Source organism: Halomonas sp. TG39a (assembly GCF_000744395.1).
GTDB classification, from domain to species: Bacteria; Pseudomonadota; Gammaproteobacteria; order Pseudomonadales; family Halomonadaceae; genus Vreelandella; species Vreelandella ventosae_B.
On sequence record NZ_JQLV01000001.1, the window covers coordinates 1,172,677 to 1,190,125 of the forward strand.

Annotated in this window: 12 protein-coding genes; 9 read left to right on the forward strand and 3 right to left on the reverse strand. The window is 51.9% G+C overall.

Annotated elements, in window-relative coordinates; translation table 11 throughout:
• The first annotated feature begins 143 nt into the window (after positions 1 to 143).
• Positions 144 to 5,585 (forward strand): non-ribosomal peptide synthetase, encoded by a 5,442-nt coding sequence (locus U738_RS05155; RefSeq protein ID WP_081899036.1) that lies wholly within the window; start codon positions 144 to 146, stop codon positions 5,583 to 5,585.
• A 447-nt stretch (positions 5,586 to 6,032) separates the two neighbouring features.
• Here U738_RS05155 and U738_RS05160 read toward each other — a convergent pair whose 3' ends face one another.
• Positions 6,033 to 7,760: an SLC13 family permease gene (locus tag U738_RS05160; RefSeq protein ID WP_035577990.1), complete on the reverse strand. Its 1,728-nt coding sequence runs from the start codon at positions 7,758 to 7,760 to the stop codon at positions 6,033 to 6,035.
• A gap of 184 nt (positions 7,761 to 7,944) precedes the next feature.
• On the opposite strand from U738_RS05160, the gene U738_RS05165 reads away from it, so the two are divergent.
• From U738_RS05165 to U738_RS05200, 8 genes are all read left to right on the forward strand, one after another.
• Positions 7,945 to 8,685, forward strand: a complete 741-nt coding sequence (locus U738_RS05165; protein WP_035577992.1) for a helix-turn-helix domain-containing protein — start codon at positions 7,945 to 7,947, stop codon at positions 8,683 to 8,685.
• 57 nt (positions 8,686 to 8,742) lie between these two features.
• The gene (gene cysD / locus U738_RS05170) at positions 8,743 to 9,645 is read left to right on the forward strand and encodes a sulfate adenylyltransferase subunit CysD (RefSeq protein ID WP_027958948.1); all 903 of its coding nucleotides are present in this window, start codon (positions 8,743 to 8,745) and stop codon (positions 9,643 to 9,645) included.
• Positions 9,645 to 11,549 carry a sulfate adenylyltransferase subunit CysN gene (gene cysN, locus U738_RS05175; RefSeq protein WP_035577994.1) on the forward strand — a complete coding sequence of 635 codons (1,905 nt, stop codon included), beginning with the start codon at positions 9,645 to 9,647 and terminating at the stop codon, positions 11,547 to 11,549. The genes cysD and cysN overlap by 1 nt, the downstream gene beginning before the upstream one ends.
• A gap of 91 nt (positions 11,550 to 11,640) precedes the next feature.
• Entirely contained in the window at positions 11,641 to 12,414 is a 774-nt protein-coding gene (cysQ, locus tag U738_RS05180; protein WP_035583192.1) for a 3'(2'),5'-bisphosphate nucleotidase CysQ, read from the forward strand.
• Positions 12,415 to 13,063: 649 nt separating this feature from the next.
• Positions 13,064 to 14,668, forward strand: coding sequence for a phosphoglucomutase (alpha-D-glucose-1,6-bisphosphate-dependent) (gene pgm, locus U738_RS05185; protein WP_035577996.1), 1,605 nt, complete (start codon positions 13,064 to 13,066; stop codon positions 14,666 to 14,668).
• A gap of 80 nt (positions 14,669 to 14,748) precedes the next feature.
• Positions 14,749 to 15,237, forward strand: a complete 489-nt coding sequence (locus tag U738_RS05190) for a hypothetical protein (protein ID WP_035577998.1) — start codon at positions 14,749 to 14,751, stop codon at positions 15,235 to 15,237.
• A gap of 195 nt (positions 15,238 to 15,432) precedes the next feature.
• The gene (locus U738_RS05195) at positions 15,433 to 15,639 is read left to right on the forward strand and encodes a hypothetical protein (protein WP_035578000.1); all 207 of its coding nucleotides are present in this window, start codon (positions 15,433 to 15,435) and stop codon (positions 15,637 to 15,639) included.
• Positions 15,630 to 15,968 (forward strand): type II toxin-antitoxin system PemK/MazF family toxin, encoded by a 339-nt coding sequence (locus U738_RS05200; protein ID WP_035578002.1) that lies wholly within the window; start codon positions 15,630 to 15,632, stop codon positions 15,966 to 15,968. Before U738_RS05195 ends, U738_RS05200 begins: the two co-directional genes overlap by 10 nt.
• A gap of 359 nt (positions 15,969 to 16,327) precedes the next feature.
• On the opposite strand, the gene U738_RS05205 is transcribed toward U738_RS05200, so the two are convergent.
• Together U738_RS05205 and rfaH are read right to left on the reverse strand one after the other, a co-directional pair.
• Positions 16,328 to 16,837 carry an REP-associated tyrosine transposase gene (locus tag U738_RS05205; protein WP_035578004.1) on the reverse strand — a complete coding sequence of 170 codons (510 nt, stop codon included), beginning with the start codon at positions 16,835 to 16,837 and terminating at the stop codon, positions 16,328 to 16,330.
• An 86-nt stretch (positions 16,838 to 16,923) separates the two neighbouring features.
• A complete protein-coding gene (rfaH, locus tag U738_RS05210; protein ID WP_035578007.1) occupies positions 16,924 to 17,445 on the reverse strand; it encodes a transcription/translation regulatory transformer protein RfaH in 522 nt (173 codons plus the stop codon).
• Positions 17,446 to 17,449 lie beyond the last annotated feature (4 nt).

Below are 17,449 nucleotides of genomic sequence, written 5' to 3' on the forward strand. Positions count from 1 at the left end.
GGCTAAAGCACAATCAAAGAAACTGGGATTTTTATCCTGTGCGTGCGTGATATGAAAAAAATCGCTGGAAAGTAGTGTGTGATTGTTTTTAGTAATCACTTTTAATAAGTTTATTTTTTTAAATACGCTGCGGGTAATAAATAATGTTTTCTAAGAATAAAAATTCAACATCCAGTTCTAACGATTATTTTCCACTTTCTACTAACCAACGTGATGTTTGGCTGGATTGCCTGATAACACCTGATCTTTCAAAATACAATATTGGTGGATACATTGTTATTGATTCAAGTGTTGATCAAGCTATGCTCGATCAAATGTTTGAGAGGCTTATTGCGCGACATGATGTATTAAGGCTGGAGATTGTCGAAGGGGAAGATGGTCCGCAGCAGCGAATTCTGCCGAATGTGGCACTTGAGTTGCCTGTTTTTGACTTTTCCTCCTCGGAAAATCCGCAAGAAGCAGCGCGCGCTTGGATGGAACATGACATGCAGCGCCCCTTTGATATGTCCCGAGCCCCTTTATGGCGGTTCGCTATTCTTCAATTATCTCAAGAACAATACTGCTGGTATTACGCTTTTCACCACTTGATAAGTGATGGTGTAAGCTTGCATCTATTGGCTACCTCACTGACTGAAATTCATGATACCCACATCAGAGGGGAGACAGTCGACAAAGCACCAGACTACCGTGAAGTAGTCTGCTCCGATGAAAAATATGTTCATTCCGATAGATACATTAGGGATGGCATTTTCTGGGAGCAGCAATTTAAAACAATTCCTCCCGCTATTTTTTCGGAAGTTAATAGCGGTAGTGATGAGTGCGGTTCCTTGGATTTTACACTCAGTGCTCCGCAAGCAGAGAGACTGCGAGCTTTCGCTAGTGACGTTGGAAGTTCTGTATCTCAAGCCATTCTTTCTTTGCTTTATCTCTATTTCTCTCGCGCTGGCAACACAAGTGATCTAGTAATTGGCGTTGCTACCCATAATCGTAGAGGGACCCGAGAGCGTGAAACGCTGGGTTTCTTTAGTCAGATTATTCCTCTTCGGCTAGAGCTGGATCAAGAAATTACTTTTGTTGATGCCATAAATGAAGCCACTAAAAAATTGAAGAGTTGTTATAAGCACGCACGTTTCTCACAGGGCGACATTCAGCGTCGAATCGGTCTCCAAAAAAGCTCAAGAAATCGGGTATTTGATGTCGAGCTTTCCTTTATACCCAGTGACTATGGCGCAACAATTATTGGAAAACCTGCCACTCCTTTTATGTATGTTGCTAACAAGCAAGAACAGATGCCATTAAGGGTATATTGTTTCGATGACGTAAGAAATGGCGTTTATCGATTCTATTTTAATCATAATCTGGGCTACATTTCATCATCTGAGATGAAGCAAATGGTTGATCGGTTTGATTACCTGCTTGAGCAAGTTATTGTTAATCCTACCCATCCCCTTTTTTATTACTCGCTTGCGACGCGCCAAGAGATTGAACAACTGGTACAGTGGAGCAAAGGCAAATCTGTGCCCGCATCAGATCAAAACATCGTCCAACTCTTCGAACAACAGGCAGAACGAAACCCCAATGCGGTTGCACTGACCTTTGAGAAAAAATCGCTTAGTTACGGCGAACTTAACCGTCAAGTCAACTGTCTGGCCCATCGACTCATTGAATTAGGGGTTAGGCCGGAAACACTGGTTGGTCTTTGCATCGAGCGCTCCCTAGAGATGATTATCGGGCTGCTGGCAATTCTTAAGGCTGGAGGGGCTTATGTGCCTGTTGTGGCAGGTCACCCCGAGGCGCGTATCCGCTTTCAGTTGGAAGACAGCGGTGTGACGTTGCTGCTGACGCAGAACCACTTGGTTGAGTCTCTGCCTAACGTAGACGGGATTCAGATGCTGGATGTGTTGCAGGAATTGCATCGCTCGGCGGGTGAGTGCGATAACCCACGCATCGCGATTGCACCGCACCATCTGGCTTATGTGATTTACACTTCTGGCTCGACGGGTAAGCCCAAAGGGGTGATGGTGGAGCACAATTCACTATCGAATTTGCTGCTTACTTTTCCCTGTATTTTGAATTTTACCGCAACAGATAAATTTCTTTCTTTAACGAATATCTCCTTTGATATTTCTATCGTTGAGATTTTTATGCCACTTACCGTCGGTGGTGAGGTGCTACTTACGCCCTCGTTTGTTGCCCAAGACTTTGGTGCATTGAAGGCCTTAATACAACAGGAAAAACCGAGCCATATTCAGGCTACTCCCGCCACTTGGCGGGGCATTCATCAAGGTGTATCACACACCAAGCTTAAAGTGGTTATTACCGGTGGTGAGGCCATAGATGAAGAGCTGGCGAGGGTGTTAGCCGCCATTGCGCCTGACTCATATAACCTTTATGGCCCGACTGAGACAACAGTATGGTCGTCCGCAAGGCCATTACTCAGCAACATGTTATTCAAAAGTATTGGCAGACCCATTGCCAATACACAACTCTATATTCTTGATAAGCACTTTCAGCTATTGCCGCCTAGTATCCCCGGTGAACTTTACATCGGTGGCGCAGGTGTGGCGCGCGGTTACCTGAATCGACCAGAACTCACTACTGAGCGTTTTGTGGAGCTGGAGGTGTTTGGCAAAAAGCAGCGTCTGTACCGTACTGGTGACAGGGTATGTCGTAGTGCTGAGGGCGAACTGGAATTTCTGGGTCGGCTGGATTATCAGATTAAGCTGCGTGGTCATCGGATAGAGCTGGGCGAAATAGAATCGCTGCTGCGCGAACACGAACAGGTCGAAGAGGCACTGGTGGTGGTGAGGGGCGAGGCCGAAAATAGTCGTCTGGTTGGTTATGTTGTTCCTCGTCAGCAAGAGGGGGGGCAATTACGCTATACCCACCTGAATCACTGGCATAGTCTGTGGAATAGCCAATATCAACACACTAACCAAGAGTCGGGCAGCCTTTCAGATTTCGATTTAACCGGTTGGAACAGCAGCTACACTGGCGATGCCATTCCGGCAGATGAGATGACTATCTGGGTAGCAGATACAGTAGCGCAGATACGCGCGCTCTCTGGAACTCGTGTGCTGGAAATAGGCTGTGGTACGGGCTTGCTGCTTACTCGTTTGGCTGCCGGGAAAGAGCGTTATATTGGTTTGGATTTCTCGGAAGCGGTGTTGGCGCGGCTAGGTTCTACACTTTCTGCGCGCGCTGATCTTGCGCATGTGGAACTGCAGCAAGGTCTGGCTCATGAACTGGCTTTCCTTGAAGACCATAGCATTGATCTGGTGATTATCAACTCAGTCGTGCAGTACTTTTCTGATATGGATTATCTGCTGGAGGTGTTTAAACAGCTGTGTCGGGTTTGTACGCCAGATGCACGTATTTTTATGGGTGACATCCGGAATCTGACGTTGTTGGAAGCTTTCCACGCCTCGGTCACTGCTCATCGTGCAGATGAAAACGCATTGTTGGAATGGGTGTGCGGTCGCTATTACACAGCCATACAGGATGAAGAAGAACTGTTGCTGGCTCCGGAGTTTTTTGAAGCCTTGGTACAGCACTGGCCAGGCGTAGCGAGAGCCGAAGTACGGTTAAAACCGGGTGACTACGATAATGAGCTAAGCCGCTTCCGTTACGATGTTTGCCTGACACTAGGTGAGCAACAACAATTGAGCAAGACGATGCACTGGTGCGACTGGGATTCGGAAGGTTTATGGCGTGAAGCGCTGATTGAAGGAATCACGGCACATCCACAGCAATCTTATGTTGTACGTGGTGTACCAGATCTACGAGTTAGTGAGGCAATTGAGTACCACAAACTGCTGGTGGATACACAGTCTCCGTATTTACCTTTGAAGGATATACGCCATAACATTGTGCGGGAGGGTGAAGCCCCCGAATCGCTGTATCAGTTGGCGAACGCGCTTAATGTCGAACTTATTTGGCAAAAGTTGGGCGCGGATGGGCGCTACCAGGCGGTTTTTAACCCAAAATGGGAGGCAGCAGAAAAAGAAGCCAAGAGGCTTGTGTCGGTCGACTATTGTCGTTATGCGAACAGTCCTGCACGACGTGAACTGCAAACAACGTTGGGAGCTACGCTTAAATCTGAGCTGGCGTTGCGTCTGCCGGAGTATATGGTGCCCAACGCTATAATGGTGTTAGATAAATTTCCTCTTACGCCTAACGGAAAGATAGATAGAGCAGGCTTGCCGGAACCTGGGTTGATCCACGCAGAGCGCACTGCGGATACTTATGTCGCTCCACGTACCCCACGGGAACAATCTTTGGCAGATCTATGGCAGGCGGTTTTAATGCTCTCCGAAGCGCCGGGTGTAACGGACAATTTCTTCGATCTGGGCGGCAATTCTCTACTTTCTGCTAAGATGGCTTCTCTTATCGAAAAGGAATTTGGTAGCAAGATTTCCCTGAAAAATTTTTTTAAACAACCCACGATACAAAACGTCGCCATGTCATTAGAACAAACTGACGTTTGCTCTGAGCTAGACGTAGTGGTGCTTGGCGCTATCGGTTGGCAGTTGCCGGATGAGCTGCGTTATAAGTTGGAAAGTTATTTAGGTAGTTGGGAGGGAACACGTGCATCTGAAGATAGCTTAATTGTAGGGCGCAATGTAGACGGCAAAAACTCTCCGCTCTTCTGGGTGTTTCAAGGAGAACGAGAGTTTTACCAGATGGCCTCTTATTTAGGGAACGAGCAACCTCTTTACGGCATGCGCTCCGGCCATCTGATTATGGATTATACGGAAGATAACATTCAGTACTTGGCACTACGTTATATGGCAGAAATCCAGGCGCTATGCCCGCAGGGGCCGCTTTTTATCGGCGGCAATTGTCAGGCCGGAATAATTGCTTTGGCGATAGCGCAACATTTGCAACGCAGACAAAAAAACGTGCCTCTTACTTTTTTGATGGAGTGGAGTTTTGGGGAAATGTTTGGTGTGCAGCCTTATCTGGGTTCGGTTGCGTTGCTGTATGGTAAAGAAAGTGAGCTGAACCCATATCAGAGTTATCGCCAACCTGAGTTGTACTGGAAGCGCGCATTCCCTAATTATCGTGTGAAATTTATTTCTGGAAAGCATGGCCATTTTTTTGAGAAGCCCAATATACAAGGGCTTTCTGAAACGGTGAGCCTCTGCATGAGAGAAGCCCTTGATGTAGTGCCGCTGTTTATCCCACCAGTTGAAAGACGAGCTGAACTCTCCGTAAGCGATATCCCGAAAACGCTATACGCGGGATCCAGGCACCTACTGGCTGTTAAGGTACGAAATGTTAGTTCAATAGTTTGGAATGGCTCGGATATATCAGGTTTGATGCTGGGAAACCGCTGGTTCAGTGCTGATGGCGTATTGCTGATTAAGAAAGATGGACGCTCGCCTCTACCAGCATTGAAGCCAGGTGAGTCAACTTTATTGAACTTGTATATTCATACTCCTGCTCAATTGGGTGAGATTGTACTTAATATTACCTTAGTTGAGGAGGGGGTATGCTGGTTTGCTGGGAGGGAAAGTGGCGAAATGGATCTAAAGCTAAATGTTATCGCGCTTCCTGCTGAAATTTTGAATGTGACCTCATAACAGGCTATTGCATGAACATGTAGTGGTATAATTAATGGGCTCCTAATTAGCGGTGCTAATATACGTTTCTAATTAGGTGTAAGGATTCCGCCGGTAATCCCGCCAGTCATACATCTGTTTTTTTGAGAGCAATCATTCATAATTTTGTGTGTGGTCATGACTGGGTTTGTGTGTGCGCCATCTTTTATAGATAGTGTGTCATTAGTAACGCAGCATAAGCGCACTCACGGAAGCGCGCGAAGCGGGAATGGGGGGAGTTGTGTCTTTGGGCGTCTTTCCGACGCCTCTCGCGGTTGTCTCGAAACGCTCGCTGAACCCGCTTTCTCGTTACCACGCGCTACAAAAATGTGAATTGTAAGTGGTAAATGGTGAATCGCTTCGTACTCTTCACGATTCACGATTCACGATTCACGATTCACGATTCACGATTCACGATTCACCCTTCACCTAAAACGGAAACACCAGCGGCGTTATCAGCAGTACCGCTGCTGAGTAGGTTACGCTGACCGGAAGGCCGATTTTTAAAAAGTCGGTGATGCGGTAGCGCCCAGGTGAATACACCATTAGGTGAGTTTGGTAGCCAAACGGGATTAAAAAGCAGGCGCTGGCGCCATACGCCACGGCCATCACAAACGGCAGTGGGTCGGCGCCAAAGGCGTGGGCGGTGCTCCAGGCTACGGGAAAGGCCAGCGCGGCAGCGGCGTTGTTGGTCACGGTTTCTGTAAGTAACAGAGTTAGTAGGTAACAACCTACAAATGCAGCATAGATACCGTAGCCGCTGAACAGCCCCTGCATACCGCTGGCTAACAAGCCTGCCGCCCCTGAGTTTTCCAACGCTTGGGCAATCGCTAACGCCGAACCAATAATCAGCCATAGCTCAAACGGGAAACGGCGGCGTAGTTCCGCCAGGCTGATCACTTTCAGCAGCAACAATCCGCCCAGCAGTATCAGCAGCCCATGGAACAGGGGGAGCAGGTTAGCGGTGGCCAGGGTGATCACTGCTGCAAACCCGCCTACGGTGAACAGGCTTTCCTTATTGCTCAACTGCGGCCGGGTGAAACTGCCACTCAGTAAGTGGAAGTTGCGGTCTAGATTGCGGTGCTGCCGGAAGTCAGCGCTTACTGCCAGTAACAAGCAGTCCCCCACGCGAAGGGGGATTTTCCCCAGCTGCCCCTCCAAACGTTTTTCTCCCCGCCGTATACCTACCACTCCCGCACTGAACATGCTGCGAAAATCCACATCCTGTAGGGTTTTACCAGAAAGCTCGGATTCGTGGGAAATCACTACCTCTACCAAATTCGTCGCCAGCAGGTTATCGGCCTGATGGCCAAACAGCTGCAGCCCGGGAAAACGCTGCAGCGCTTGCACTTTGCCTACTTCCCCTGTGAAGACCAGGGTGTCATTGGCCAGCAACTGCTCATCCGGCGCCACGGGGCTAATCAGGCGTCCTTTGCGCTCTATTTCCAGTAAGTAGAGTCCTTCCAGGCTGCGCAAGCCGTTCTCTTCGATGGTTTTGCCGATCATGGGCGAGTCGGGCTCCAGGTCGGCGGCTAGAAAGTAGGAGAGCTTTTCGCTGGTGTCTTCGAGCTGATGGTGCGGTAAGGCATTAGCGCGCCACATTAGAACGCATAGGGTCACCAGCGCCACAGGGATGCCCACCAAGCTGAATTGGAACATGCCCAGCTCGCTGCCGCTGGCGCTTAAATTGAACGAGTTCACTACCAGGTTGGTGGAAGTACCCACCAGGGTGGTAATACCACCCAGGATTGAGGCGTAAGAGAGCGGGATTAAAAGCCGAGAAGGCGCAATACGCTGCTGGCGCGAAATAGCGCCGAGAAAGGCAGCTACCACGGCCGTGTTATTCAAAAAAGCGGAAAGTACCGCCGTACTACCCATTAATCGTGCGGTCGCAAGCCGTGGGTGACCCTTTAATAAGTGACGCGATAACCAGTCCAGCAGCGGCGAACGTTCAAGCGCCAGCGATACCAGCAGCAAGAGTAACAGTGTGGCGAGCGCCGGGTTGGTGTATTGGGTAAGTAGGGTCGCGGTATCGACAAACCCTAGTAGTAAAAAAATAGCGGCCAATGTGACAAAAGCAATAGCAGGCTTTACGCGTCCGCTAATTAACAGTGCCAATAAAATCGTAATAGAAAGCAGAACGGCCCAGGGGGTCATGGTGGGTCCTTAAATACGTTAACTTCATGGTTCACTTGCTGGATTTTACGCAGGCTTTTATGATGGTGTCTAATGATTGCCGATTTTCGATGCCTTGGTTCTTGAAAATTATATTTAATACAGGTGGTTAGCGATAATCTTGAGCATTAAACATTTATCGCCTGAAAGGCTCAATGAGCGTCGCATGCAAGCTGTAAAGCTCCGCTTGGATGGGTTGACAGTGTCATTGGTCAGTCAGCAAACCGGGCTTTCTGCCCCCACCATTTCGGCGGCCTGGAAGGCGTTTCGTGAAGGTGGTTGGGCGGCAGTGCCGGTACGCCCCCGCGGCCGTTTAAAAGGGCAGGCCAATGTGCTTGATAGCGCTATTCAACAGCGGTTATGGGAGGCGCTGCATGCCCCGCCCCCCGCGGAGCAACCAGGCTGGAGCAGCGCTGACTTGGCAGCTTTTTTACGCGATGAGCATGGCGTTGAGTTGACTCAGCGCGGTATTGAGCACTGGTGGGAAAGCCAAGGTCTGAAGCATGAGCCCTGGCCGTTAAGCGCATTGGCTAAGCAGCGCTCGCAGCAGGGCCGGTGGTATCGGCAGGCCGTGGCGCCGCGGTTTAATAGGTTAGAGGAGGCCGATCAGCGTTGGCAGGGTGGTGTGCGCCGGGTGGCGCATCCGCAGCGTTCGGTTTATCAGCTCTATTTGCATGGCCCGCGTGGCCGGTTGTGGATGCGCTGTTTTAAGCGCCCGCCCTTGGCAGATGATTATCTGGCTGCGATGCAGGCGCTCATTGGCAAGAGTGAACAAAGTAACAGGCCAGTCGCCTTGGTATTTCATGGCGCTTGGTTGTCAGCTAGCCCGCAGGTAGCGGCTTGGTTGGCGCAACAAACGATGTTTTGGTTAGTGCCGGTGCCTGCCGATATGGGCTTGGCTTCCTAGCACTTGAGAGCAAACTTTTTCACGCTATGTTTTTTCACACAATTGTTGGGACAGATGATGACATCACTCACCCATTTACAGCGACTGGAAGCGGAAAGCATTCAGATCATGCGCGAAGTGGTTGCCGAGACTGAAAACCCGGTAATGCTTTATTCCGTTGGTAAAGACTCGGCGGTCATGCTGCACCTGGCCCGCAAAGCCTTTGCACCTTCGCCGCCGCCGTTCCCGCTGCTGCACGTTGATACCCGCTGGAAGTTCCGGGCCATGTATGAATTCCGCGACAATATGGCGGAAGAGATTGGTATGGATCTGCTGGTGCATATCAACCCGGAAGGTGTCGAGAAGGACATCAATCCGTTTACCCACGGCTCGGCGATTCATACCGACATAATGAAGACCGAAGGCTTGAAGCAGGCGCTGGATAAGTACGGCTTTGATGCGGCTTTTGGCGGTGCCCGGCGCGATGAGGAGAAATCCCGTGCCAAGGAACGTATTTTTTCGTTCCGTACCGCACAGCACCGCTGGGATCCTAAAAATCAACGCCCGGAGTTATGGAAGCTCTATAACACCCGTAAGAATGGCAAAGAGTCGATCCGCGTATTTCCGATCTCTAACTGGACCGAGCTGGATATCTGGCAGTACATCTACCTGCAGAATATCCCCATTGTGCCGCTCTACTATGCGGCTGAACGGCCGGTGGTGGAGCGCGATGGCGCGCTGATTATGGTCGATGACGAGCGCATGCCGTTAGAGCCGGGTGAAGTGCCGATGATGCGTAAAGTACGTTTCCGTACCCTGGGCTGCTATCCGCTCACCGGTGCGGTTGAGTCAGAAGCGGATACCTTGCCTGCCATTATTCAAGAAATGCTGTTGACCAAAACATCGGAACGCCAGGGCCGAGTGATTGATAGCGATAGCGCGGCATCCATGGAGAAGAAGAAGCAAGAGGGGTATTTTTAATGTCTCACTCATCTGACCTGATTGCTGACGATATCGAAGGCTACCTGAAAGCCCACGAGCATAAGGGCTTGCTGCGCTTTATTACTTGCGGCAGCGTGGACGACGGCAAAAGTACCCTGATTGGCCGACTGTTGTTTGAGTCCAAATTGCTGTTTGAAGATCAACTGGCAGCGATAGAAGCAGATTCAAAAAAATACGGCACCCAGGGCGGCGAGATGGATTTTGCGCTGCTGGTGGATGGCTTGGCTGCAGAGCGCGAGCAGGGCATTACCATTGATGTGGCGTATCGGTTCTTCTCGACCGAGAAGCGCAAGTTCATCGTAGCGGATACCCCCGGGCACGAGCAGTACACCCGCAATATGGTCACGGGGGCTTCTACTGCCGACGCGGCTATTCTGATGGTCGATGCACGCCACGGCATTTTGACCCAAACCCGCCGGCATAGCTTTTTGATGTCGTTAATAGGCATGCGCCATTTGGTGGTGGCGATCAACAAGATGGATTTGGTCGACTACTCCAAAGCGCGTTTTGATCAGATCGTCGAAGAGTACCGTGCTTTCGCCAAACAGTTGGGGCTGGAGAATATCACCTTCATTCCCATGTCGGCGTTGAAGGGCGACAACGTCATTGAGCACAGCGCCAAAATGCCCTGGTACCACGGCACTACGCTGCTGGGTTACCTGGAAACTGTCGAGCTGGATGCGGAACACCTTCAGCGCTCGCCTTTCCGTATGCCCGTGCAGTGGGTGAATCGACCCAATCTCGATTTCCGTGGTTTTACCGGCATGGTGGCTAGCGGTGTGGTTCGCCCTGGCGATCAAATCCGCGTTCAGCCTTCTGGCAACACCAGCACTGTCTCGCGGATTTATACCCTGGATGGTGACCTGGAAGAGGCGGTTGCCGGGCAGTCCATTACGCTGCTGCTGGAGGATGAAATCGACATCTCCCGCGGCGATGTGATTTCCGGCGTTGATCAGCCAGCCCAAACCGCTGACCAGTTCGAAACTACATTGGTGTGGATGCACGAAGCGCCGCTGTTACCGGGCCGCCCTTACTTGATGAAGCTGGGCACCCAAACGGTGTCGGCGACCGTGACGGACATCAAGTATCAGGTCAATGTGAATACCCTGGAGCACACGGCGAGTAAGCAGCTAGACCTGAACGGTATTGGTATTTGTACCTTAAGCCTTAACCGTGCCGTTGCCTTTGATGCTTACAAGGACAACCACGATACCGGTGGTTTTATCCTTATCGACCGGATGACCAACAATACGGTTGGCGCGGGGATGCTGCACTTCGCCTTACGGCGTAGTCAGAATATCCATATGCAGCATGTGGATATTGATAAGCAGGCACGTGCGTTGGCTAAAAGCCAGAAGCCCGCTGTGCTTTGGTTCACGGGGCTTTCTGGTGCGGGTAAATCGACCATTGCTAACCTGGTCGAGAAGAAGCTCTTCGCCCACGGCCAGCACACCTACTTGCTGGATGGCGATAACGTGCGCCACGGTTTGAACCGTGATTTAGGCTTTACCGATGCCGACCGCGTTGAAAACGTGCGCCGGGTGGCAGAAACCGCCAAGCTGATGGTGGATGCCGGGCTGATCGTGATGTCGGCGTTTATTTCGCCTTTCCGCAGCGAGCGCCAGTTGGCGCGGGACCTGTTGGAAGCGGGCGAGTTCATTGAGATTTTTGTCGATGCACCGCTGGATGTCGTTGAGGCGCGCGATCCGAAAGGCCTGTATAAAAAGGCCCGCCGTGGTGAGCTGAAGAACTTCACCGGTATTGATTCGACCTATGAAGCCCCCGAAGCGCCGGATGTGCACCTGAAGACATCCGAAATGGATGCGGAAACAGCGGCCGACGCCGTAATTGCGGCACTACGTGAACGCGGGATGATCAGTTGATTTAAATGCTCTAGCTGTCAGGTGGTGGCGAGGTTGGCCGCTGCTTGGCAGCTTTTTTTATGCAAGGAATAAAGTTATGTCTGCAAACCCAATGTCCGTTATTGACCAAGCCCTGCTGGGTGCCGTTGAAGGTATCGCTCGTGAAGCGGGCGATGCCATTATGAGCGTATACGCGCGCGAGTTCAGCGTGGAAGAGAAGGACGATAAAAGCCCGTTGACCGAGGCGGATAAAGCAGCTCACAACGTGATCGTGCATGGTTTGAAAGCGCTACCGGTACAGTTCCCGATCCTCTCTGAAGAGGATATTGAGGGTTTTGCCGGTGCTGATGCTGAAGGCCGTTATTGGTTAGTTGACCCGCTGGATGGCACCAAGGAGTTCATCAAGCGTAACGGCGAGTTCACCGTTAATATTGCCTTGATTGAAAACGGTAAGCCGGTGCTCGGCGTGGTGACCGCACCTGCGCTTGAGGTGGGTTACGTCGCAGCGAAAGGGCTGGGGGCATTTAAGGTTGAAGCGGATGGTAGCCGTAAGGCTATTTCCGTGGCAGGCAAGCCTAAAGCGGGCGTTACGTGGCGGGTAGTGGGGAGCCGTTCGCACCCCAGCCCTGATTTGGCCGCGTGGCTGGAACAGTTGGGTGAGCACACCATGCTGCCCATGGGGAGCTCGCTAAAGCTGTGCATCATTGCCGAAGGGTTTGCCGATGCCTACCCACGCTTGGGCCCCACCTGCTTATGGGACACCGGCGCCGCCCATGCGGTAGTGCTCGAAGCCGGCGGAAGGGTGGAAACCCTGGAAGGCACTGCACTTAGCTACGCCAACCCCAGCGAAAAGCTCAACCCCTATTTTGTGGTGTGGGGGCATTAAGCCAAGGCGCCACCGATATTGTTTTGCCAACCTTCTATATGCATAACGTGTACATGCCCTTGGAATCCCCATCTTCATATGCACGCGAGATTTAGTAGCGCGTGGTAAGCGAAGCGCTCCCGCGACGGCGGCCCGGCGTGAAAGCAGCGCGCAGCGGTGCCGGGGTTGACCCGTGTAGGCATTGTTGGTTGGTTGCCATTGGGCGTCGTTCCGCCGCCTCCCGCGGGTGCCTCGAAACGCTCGCTGAACTCGCTTTCTCGTTACCACGCGCTACGGTTTGTGGCGCCACTGATCTTTGTGTGAACATATTCCTTGTAGCGCGTGGTAAGCGAAGCGCACCCGCGGGAGCAGCGCGAAGCGGTGCCGGGGTTGATTCGTGCACGATCCAAGCCTTCTGGATGTCCAGCAGCACGTTGCTTCGCTCTACTTTCGGACTGATTCGTCTCTTTAACCATGGCTAATGCGTCTAGTGTGTCTGACAATCACAGTATAGGTTTAGCTGAACATGGTCGCCAAATGGTCAGCTGGGCTTTCCCCATCCATCGGTTTCGTATATCTACGTAGCACACCATAAGTTGCTGCGTGTAAACTATCTTGTTTGAATACGGAACCAATCAATACGTGGCTAAATAGAGCAAGGGAGACGTAAATGGATGTTGTCACAAGCGCTTTTTATGATGAAAAACCGAGTGCTAGCGAGGTCAAGGAACGCGTAGCGTTTGGCACCTCTGGCCATCGTGGCCGCTCCAGCGAGCGTACCTTTAATGCCTCGCATATTTACGCCATTACCCAGGCAGTGGTCGACTACCGGCGTGAGGCGGGCTATCAGGGGCCGCTTTTTTTAGGTTTCGATACCCATGCGCTTTCGCGCCCCGCCTGGGAGTGCGCACTGCAAGTGCTGGCCGCGAACCGGGTACCAGTATTCGTCGAGAAGGATCACGGTTACACGGCGACACCGCTGATTAGTCAGGCGATTTTGCACCACAATCAACCAGAGGGTCAGGCAGCGCCGGATGTGGCACTTGCGGATGGTTTAATCATCACGCCTTCGCATAATCCGCCGGAAGATGGCGGCATTAAGTACAACCCGCACCACGGCGGCCCCGCGGATACCGATGCCACCGGCTGGATTGAGCTGCGCGCCAACGCTTACCTGCTGCGCCAGTTGGAAGATGTGCCTACGGTGCCGGTTGACGAGGCGATTGCCCACGCCCAAGAGTACGATTTCACCGCACACTATGTTGCCAAATTGGGCAGCGTCGTCGATATCGCCGCGATTCAGGAGGCCAACCTGACCTTAGGCGCTGACCCCATGGGTGGCACCGCGCTGCCGGTATGGCAGGCGATAGCGGCACACTACAACCTTAATCTTGAGGTGGTGAATACCACTATCGATGCTGAGTTTGCGTTTATGCCGCCGGACCACGACGGCAAGATCCGCATGGACTGCTCGAGCCCGGCGGCGATGGCCAATCTGCTCAACATTAAAGACCGCTTCGATATCGCTTTTGGTAACGACCCGGATGCCGACCGCCACGGTATTGTCGATGCCAACGGCTTGATGAACCCGAACCACTTTTTGGCCGTGTGCATCGATTACCTGATTACTCATCGCCCGGCGTGGGCGGCTAGCCTGAAAATTGGCAAGACGCTGGTGTCGTCCTCCATGATCGACCGAGTAGTGGCTTCCCACCAGCGCGAGCTTTATGAGGTGCCGGTAGGCTTCAAGTGGTTTGTAGAGGGCCTGCACCAGGGCTGGCTGGCGTTTGGTGGTGAAGAGAGCGCTGGCGCTAGTTTGCTAACCCGTGACGGTAAGGCGTGGTCCACCGATAAAGATGGCATCGTGCTGTGTTTGCTGGCGGCTGAAATCATGTCGGTGACCGGTAAGACGCCTAGCGAGTACTACCGCACGCTGACTGAGCGTTTCGGCGAGCCTTTCTATAAGCGTGTGGATACGGCTTGTTCACCGGAAGAGAAGGCAGCGTTCAAGAAACTGACCGCCGAGAGTGTGACTGAGCAGCAGCTTGCTGGTGATCCGATTACTGCGGTGTTGGTCAATGCGCCCGGCAATGGTGCCGCCATTGGTGGTATCAAAGTCACCACCGAAAACGGTTGGTTTGCCGCTCGGCCAAGTGGCACAGAATCGCTTTATAAGGTGTATGCCGAAAGCTTCAAAGGTGAGCAGCACCTGGATGAATTGATTGAAAACGCTAAAGCGCTGTTAGCGGGGGTGTTGAAAAGTACGGGGTCGTAGTCAGTAGAGGGGCACTTGTGATGCTAAGTTTGAAGTCGGGCTGGGATCAACAATAGCTTAACAACAAAAGGGAAATGGGAATGATACAAAAAATAAAGCTAACCTCTATTTTGTCTGCTACGGCTTTTGCTCTGCTGCTATCTTCCTCTGCCTTGGCGGAGGAGGAAGTGTTTAGCGAGACAGCAACAGGGATGGTGAATGCTGCTGTTCAGGCGATCTGTGATGGTGATAAAGACAGACACCTTGCAATGCATTATCGAAAAATAGAACCAGATCCCTATTATGATGAAAAGTTTGCTGCTTTTCATGAGGCGTGCAAAGAGAACGGTATCGCGGATATTGAAATAATAACCGAGCTTGATGATGAATTAATGCAAGAGCAGAAGCGTCGCTTTCATATGGATGCGAACATCGTTATGGGAGATGGGGCTTTGTACGCAACCACGTTTCGAGTGGTTTGGGGGGCATTCGGGGGTACAGATGGCAGTAGCCCCGTTGAGGGATGGAGGTTGGGTGGACTTAGTAGAGTCGAAGTGCCCATCCTTAGAGAAGTCCGGGTTGTAGATTAGCTTTACCTTAATAAATATTAATTTAAGGTCGTCACCACCGTTCCTCGGTTTTTCGATCGTGCACAAACCTTGTAGCGCCAGGTAAGCCTAAAGCGCATCCGTGGGGCAGCGCGCAGCGGAGTGTGGTAATGCTCGAATTTATAATAAAAAAGGTGTCCAATGGTCAGTCAAGATATGTGAGCAAAAGGGGGTGTGATGTACGCGATTGAATTTGAAACCGATATCCAGAATGGGGTGGTCAATATTCCTGACGAGTACAAGGCGCTTGCCAACAGACATGCGCGTGTTGTTATCTTGCTGGAAGATGACTCCGAAAGCTCGGATCTGCGAGCATTTTCTGAACATTCAGCGGGATTGGTAGATGAGTGGAGCAGTGCAGCTGAGGACGCAATATGGAAGTGAGGCGAGGTGAACTTGTGTTGTGTGAGTTCTACTTCTCCGACTCCAAACAGCGCAAACTCAGGCCTGTGATCGTTTTTAAGGATAATCTGCCTTTTGATGATTTTGTTGGGGTTCCTGTCAGTAGCCAATTACATAGGCTGCATGAAGATGAGTCACTGCTTGAAGAAGCTGATTTAGGAGAAGGTGGTCTGCCAAAGCGTTCTAAAATTATGGTACGAAAAACATTTGTCATTTCAAAGCAGGTTGTTGTAAAGAAATATGGCTCTTTAACGGCCGTACGCTTTCAACAACTACATCAAGATTTTTGTCGTTATTTTGATTGCTGCTGACCTAACTTGTGGCTGACATTTTGCAATTTGTTATCTTTACATAAGTTTGATGACCCCACGGAAGCAGTAGCGCGCAGCATTGCTGGGGTTTGGTTGGGTGCCATTGGGCGGCTTGCGCCGCCTCCCGCGGGTGCCTCATTCGCTCGTGCCTCGCGAGATTCGTTACCACGCGCTACGGTGCGTGCTCGAAGCTGAACCTTTGGATTTTCCTAGCGCGGCGTAAGCGTTAGCGCACCCGCGGGAGCAGCGCGCAGCGGTGCCGGGTTGATTCCGCGCCACAGGGCGTCGTTCCTCCGCCACCCGCGGGTACTTCATTTGCTCTTGCCTCGCGAGACTCGTTACCACGCGCCACGGGGGCTTTATTCCCAATTCATGTCGGCGACATCGGGTACTTGTTGGGTGCCCCAGTCGGGGTCGTACCAGCCTTTCTGTACGCATTGTCGAAAGCTCGACCATTCCCAATCGCGTGGGGCTTTCGTCCAGCCGTGTTTGACGGGGTTGTAATGGATGTAATCCATATGCTGCTGCCAGTCGTTGTCGTCGCGAATGACGTGTTCCCAGAAGCCGCGCTGCCAGGCGTTCTGGGTGCCGGGTGGAAATAGAAATTCCTGCGAGGCGTATTTTTTGATGTCCCTCCAGCGCGAGGAGTAGTCGGCGTCGCCTTCGGGGAGTGTCCATAGGCAGTGGAGGTGGTCGGGGAGGAGCACAAACGCATCCATGACGAAGGGGCGTTCTTCTCGAACTCTGCTGAAGGCTCGCCCGAGGGCGTTAATATTTAGGCGATCCGCCAACAGGGGTTGTCGTGCGTAGGTGACGACTGTGAAAAAGTAGCAGCCGCCAGGTATATGCGCGCGTTGATAGGTTGCCACCCGTGCCTCCATGCAGAATGATTGGGTTATAAAAACCTGGGTTATAAAAACCTATTGTAGCGCATCGTTATTGGCGTGGGGCGTCGTTACTTCTTGCTTAAGGTGGCTAGCGGTATTTCCAGATGCTGTGGCCGGTTGAGTACATTCAGCAGCACGATGGCGCGTTCTTCGCCTTTAAGGCGGGTAAAGATGGCTTCCAGGTCTTTGAAGGGGCCGTCGGTGATGGTGACTTTTTCACCGGCGCTGAAATAGCTGTGAATGCCTTCCTGTCGGTGCGGCTGCGCACGCAGGGTTTCGACCAGTTGAGAGGGTACGGCGACGGGCCTATCGCCGAAGGTAAGCAAACGCAGAACGCCGCGGGTGGAGCGAATCGGTCGCCAGTTACTGACCAGTTGATCCAAATAGATAAACAGGTAGTAGGGGAATAGCGGTTCGGTCACCGTGGTGAGCTTGCCCTGGCGCTTGCGCTGGCTATTCAGCACCGGGTGAAACACCTCGTAACCTTGGTTGGCGAGGTGTTCAGCGGCGCGAAATGATTCGCCCCCTTTGCAATGAATAACGTACCAGGCGGGCGTTGCTGCACTTTCCTGGTCGTTGAAAACGTCCATGCCA

What these genes read in the sequence shown, in the direction of transcription:
- U738_RS05155 (WP_081899036.1), top strand. Translation starts at nt 144, where the DNA reads ATGTTTTCTAAGAATAAAAATTCAACATCCAGTTCTAACGATTATTTT.
- U738_RS05160 (WP_035577990.1), bottom strand. Translation starts at nt 7,760, where the DNA reads ATGACCCCCTGGGCCGTTCTGCTTTCTATTACGATTTTATTGGCACTG.
- U738_RS05165 (WP_035577992.1), top strand. Translation starts at nt 7,945, where the DNA reads ATGCAAGCTGTAAAGCTCCGCTTGGATGGGTTGACAGTGTCATTGGTC.
- cysD (WP_027958948.1), top strand. Translation starts at nt 8,743, where the DNA reads ATGACATCACTCACCCATTTACAGCGACTGGAAGCGGAAAGCATTCAG.
- cysN (WP_035577994.1), top strand. Translation starts at nt 9,645, where the DNA reads ATGTCTCACTCATCTGACCTGATTGCTGACGATATCGAAGGCTACCTG.
- cysQ (WP_035583192.1), top strand. Translation starts at nt 11,641, where the DNA reads ATGTCCGTTATTGACCAAGCCCTGCTGGGTGCCGTTGAAGGTATCGCT.
- pgm (WP_035577996.1), top strand. Translation starts at nt 13,064, where the DNA reads ATGGATGTTGTCACAAGCGCTTTTTATGATGAAAAACCGAGTGCTAGC.
- U738_RS05190 (WP_035577998.1), top strand. Translation starts at nt 14,749, where the DNA reads ATGATACAAAAAATAAAGCTAACCTCTATTTTGTCTGCTACGGCTTTT.
- U738_RS05195 (WP_035578000.1), top strand. Translation starts at nt 15,433, where the DNA reads ATGTACGCGATTGAATTTGAAACCGATATCCAGAATGGGGTGGTCAAT.
- U738_RS05200 (WP_035578002.1), top strand. Translation starts at nt 15,630, where the DNA reads ATGGAAGTGAGGCGAGGTGAACTTGTGTTGTGTGAGTTCTACTTCTCC.
- rfaH (WP_035578007.1), bottom strand. Translation starts at nt 17,445, where the DNA reads ATGGACGTTTTCAACGACCAGGAAAGTGCAGCAACGCCCGCCTGGTAC.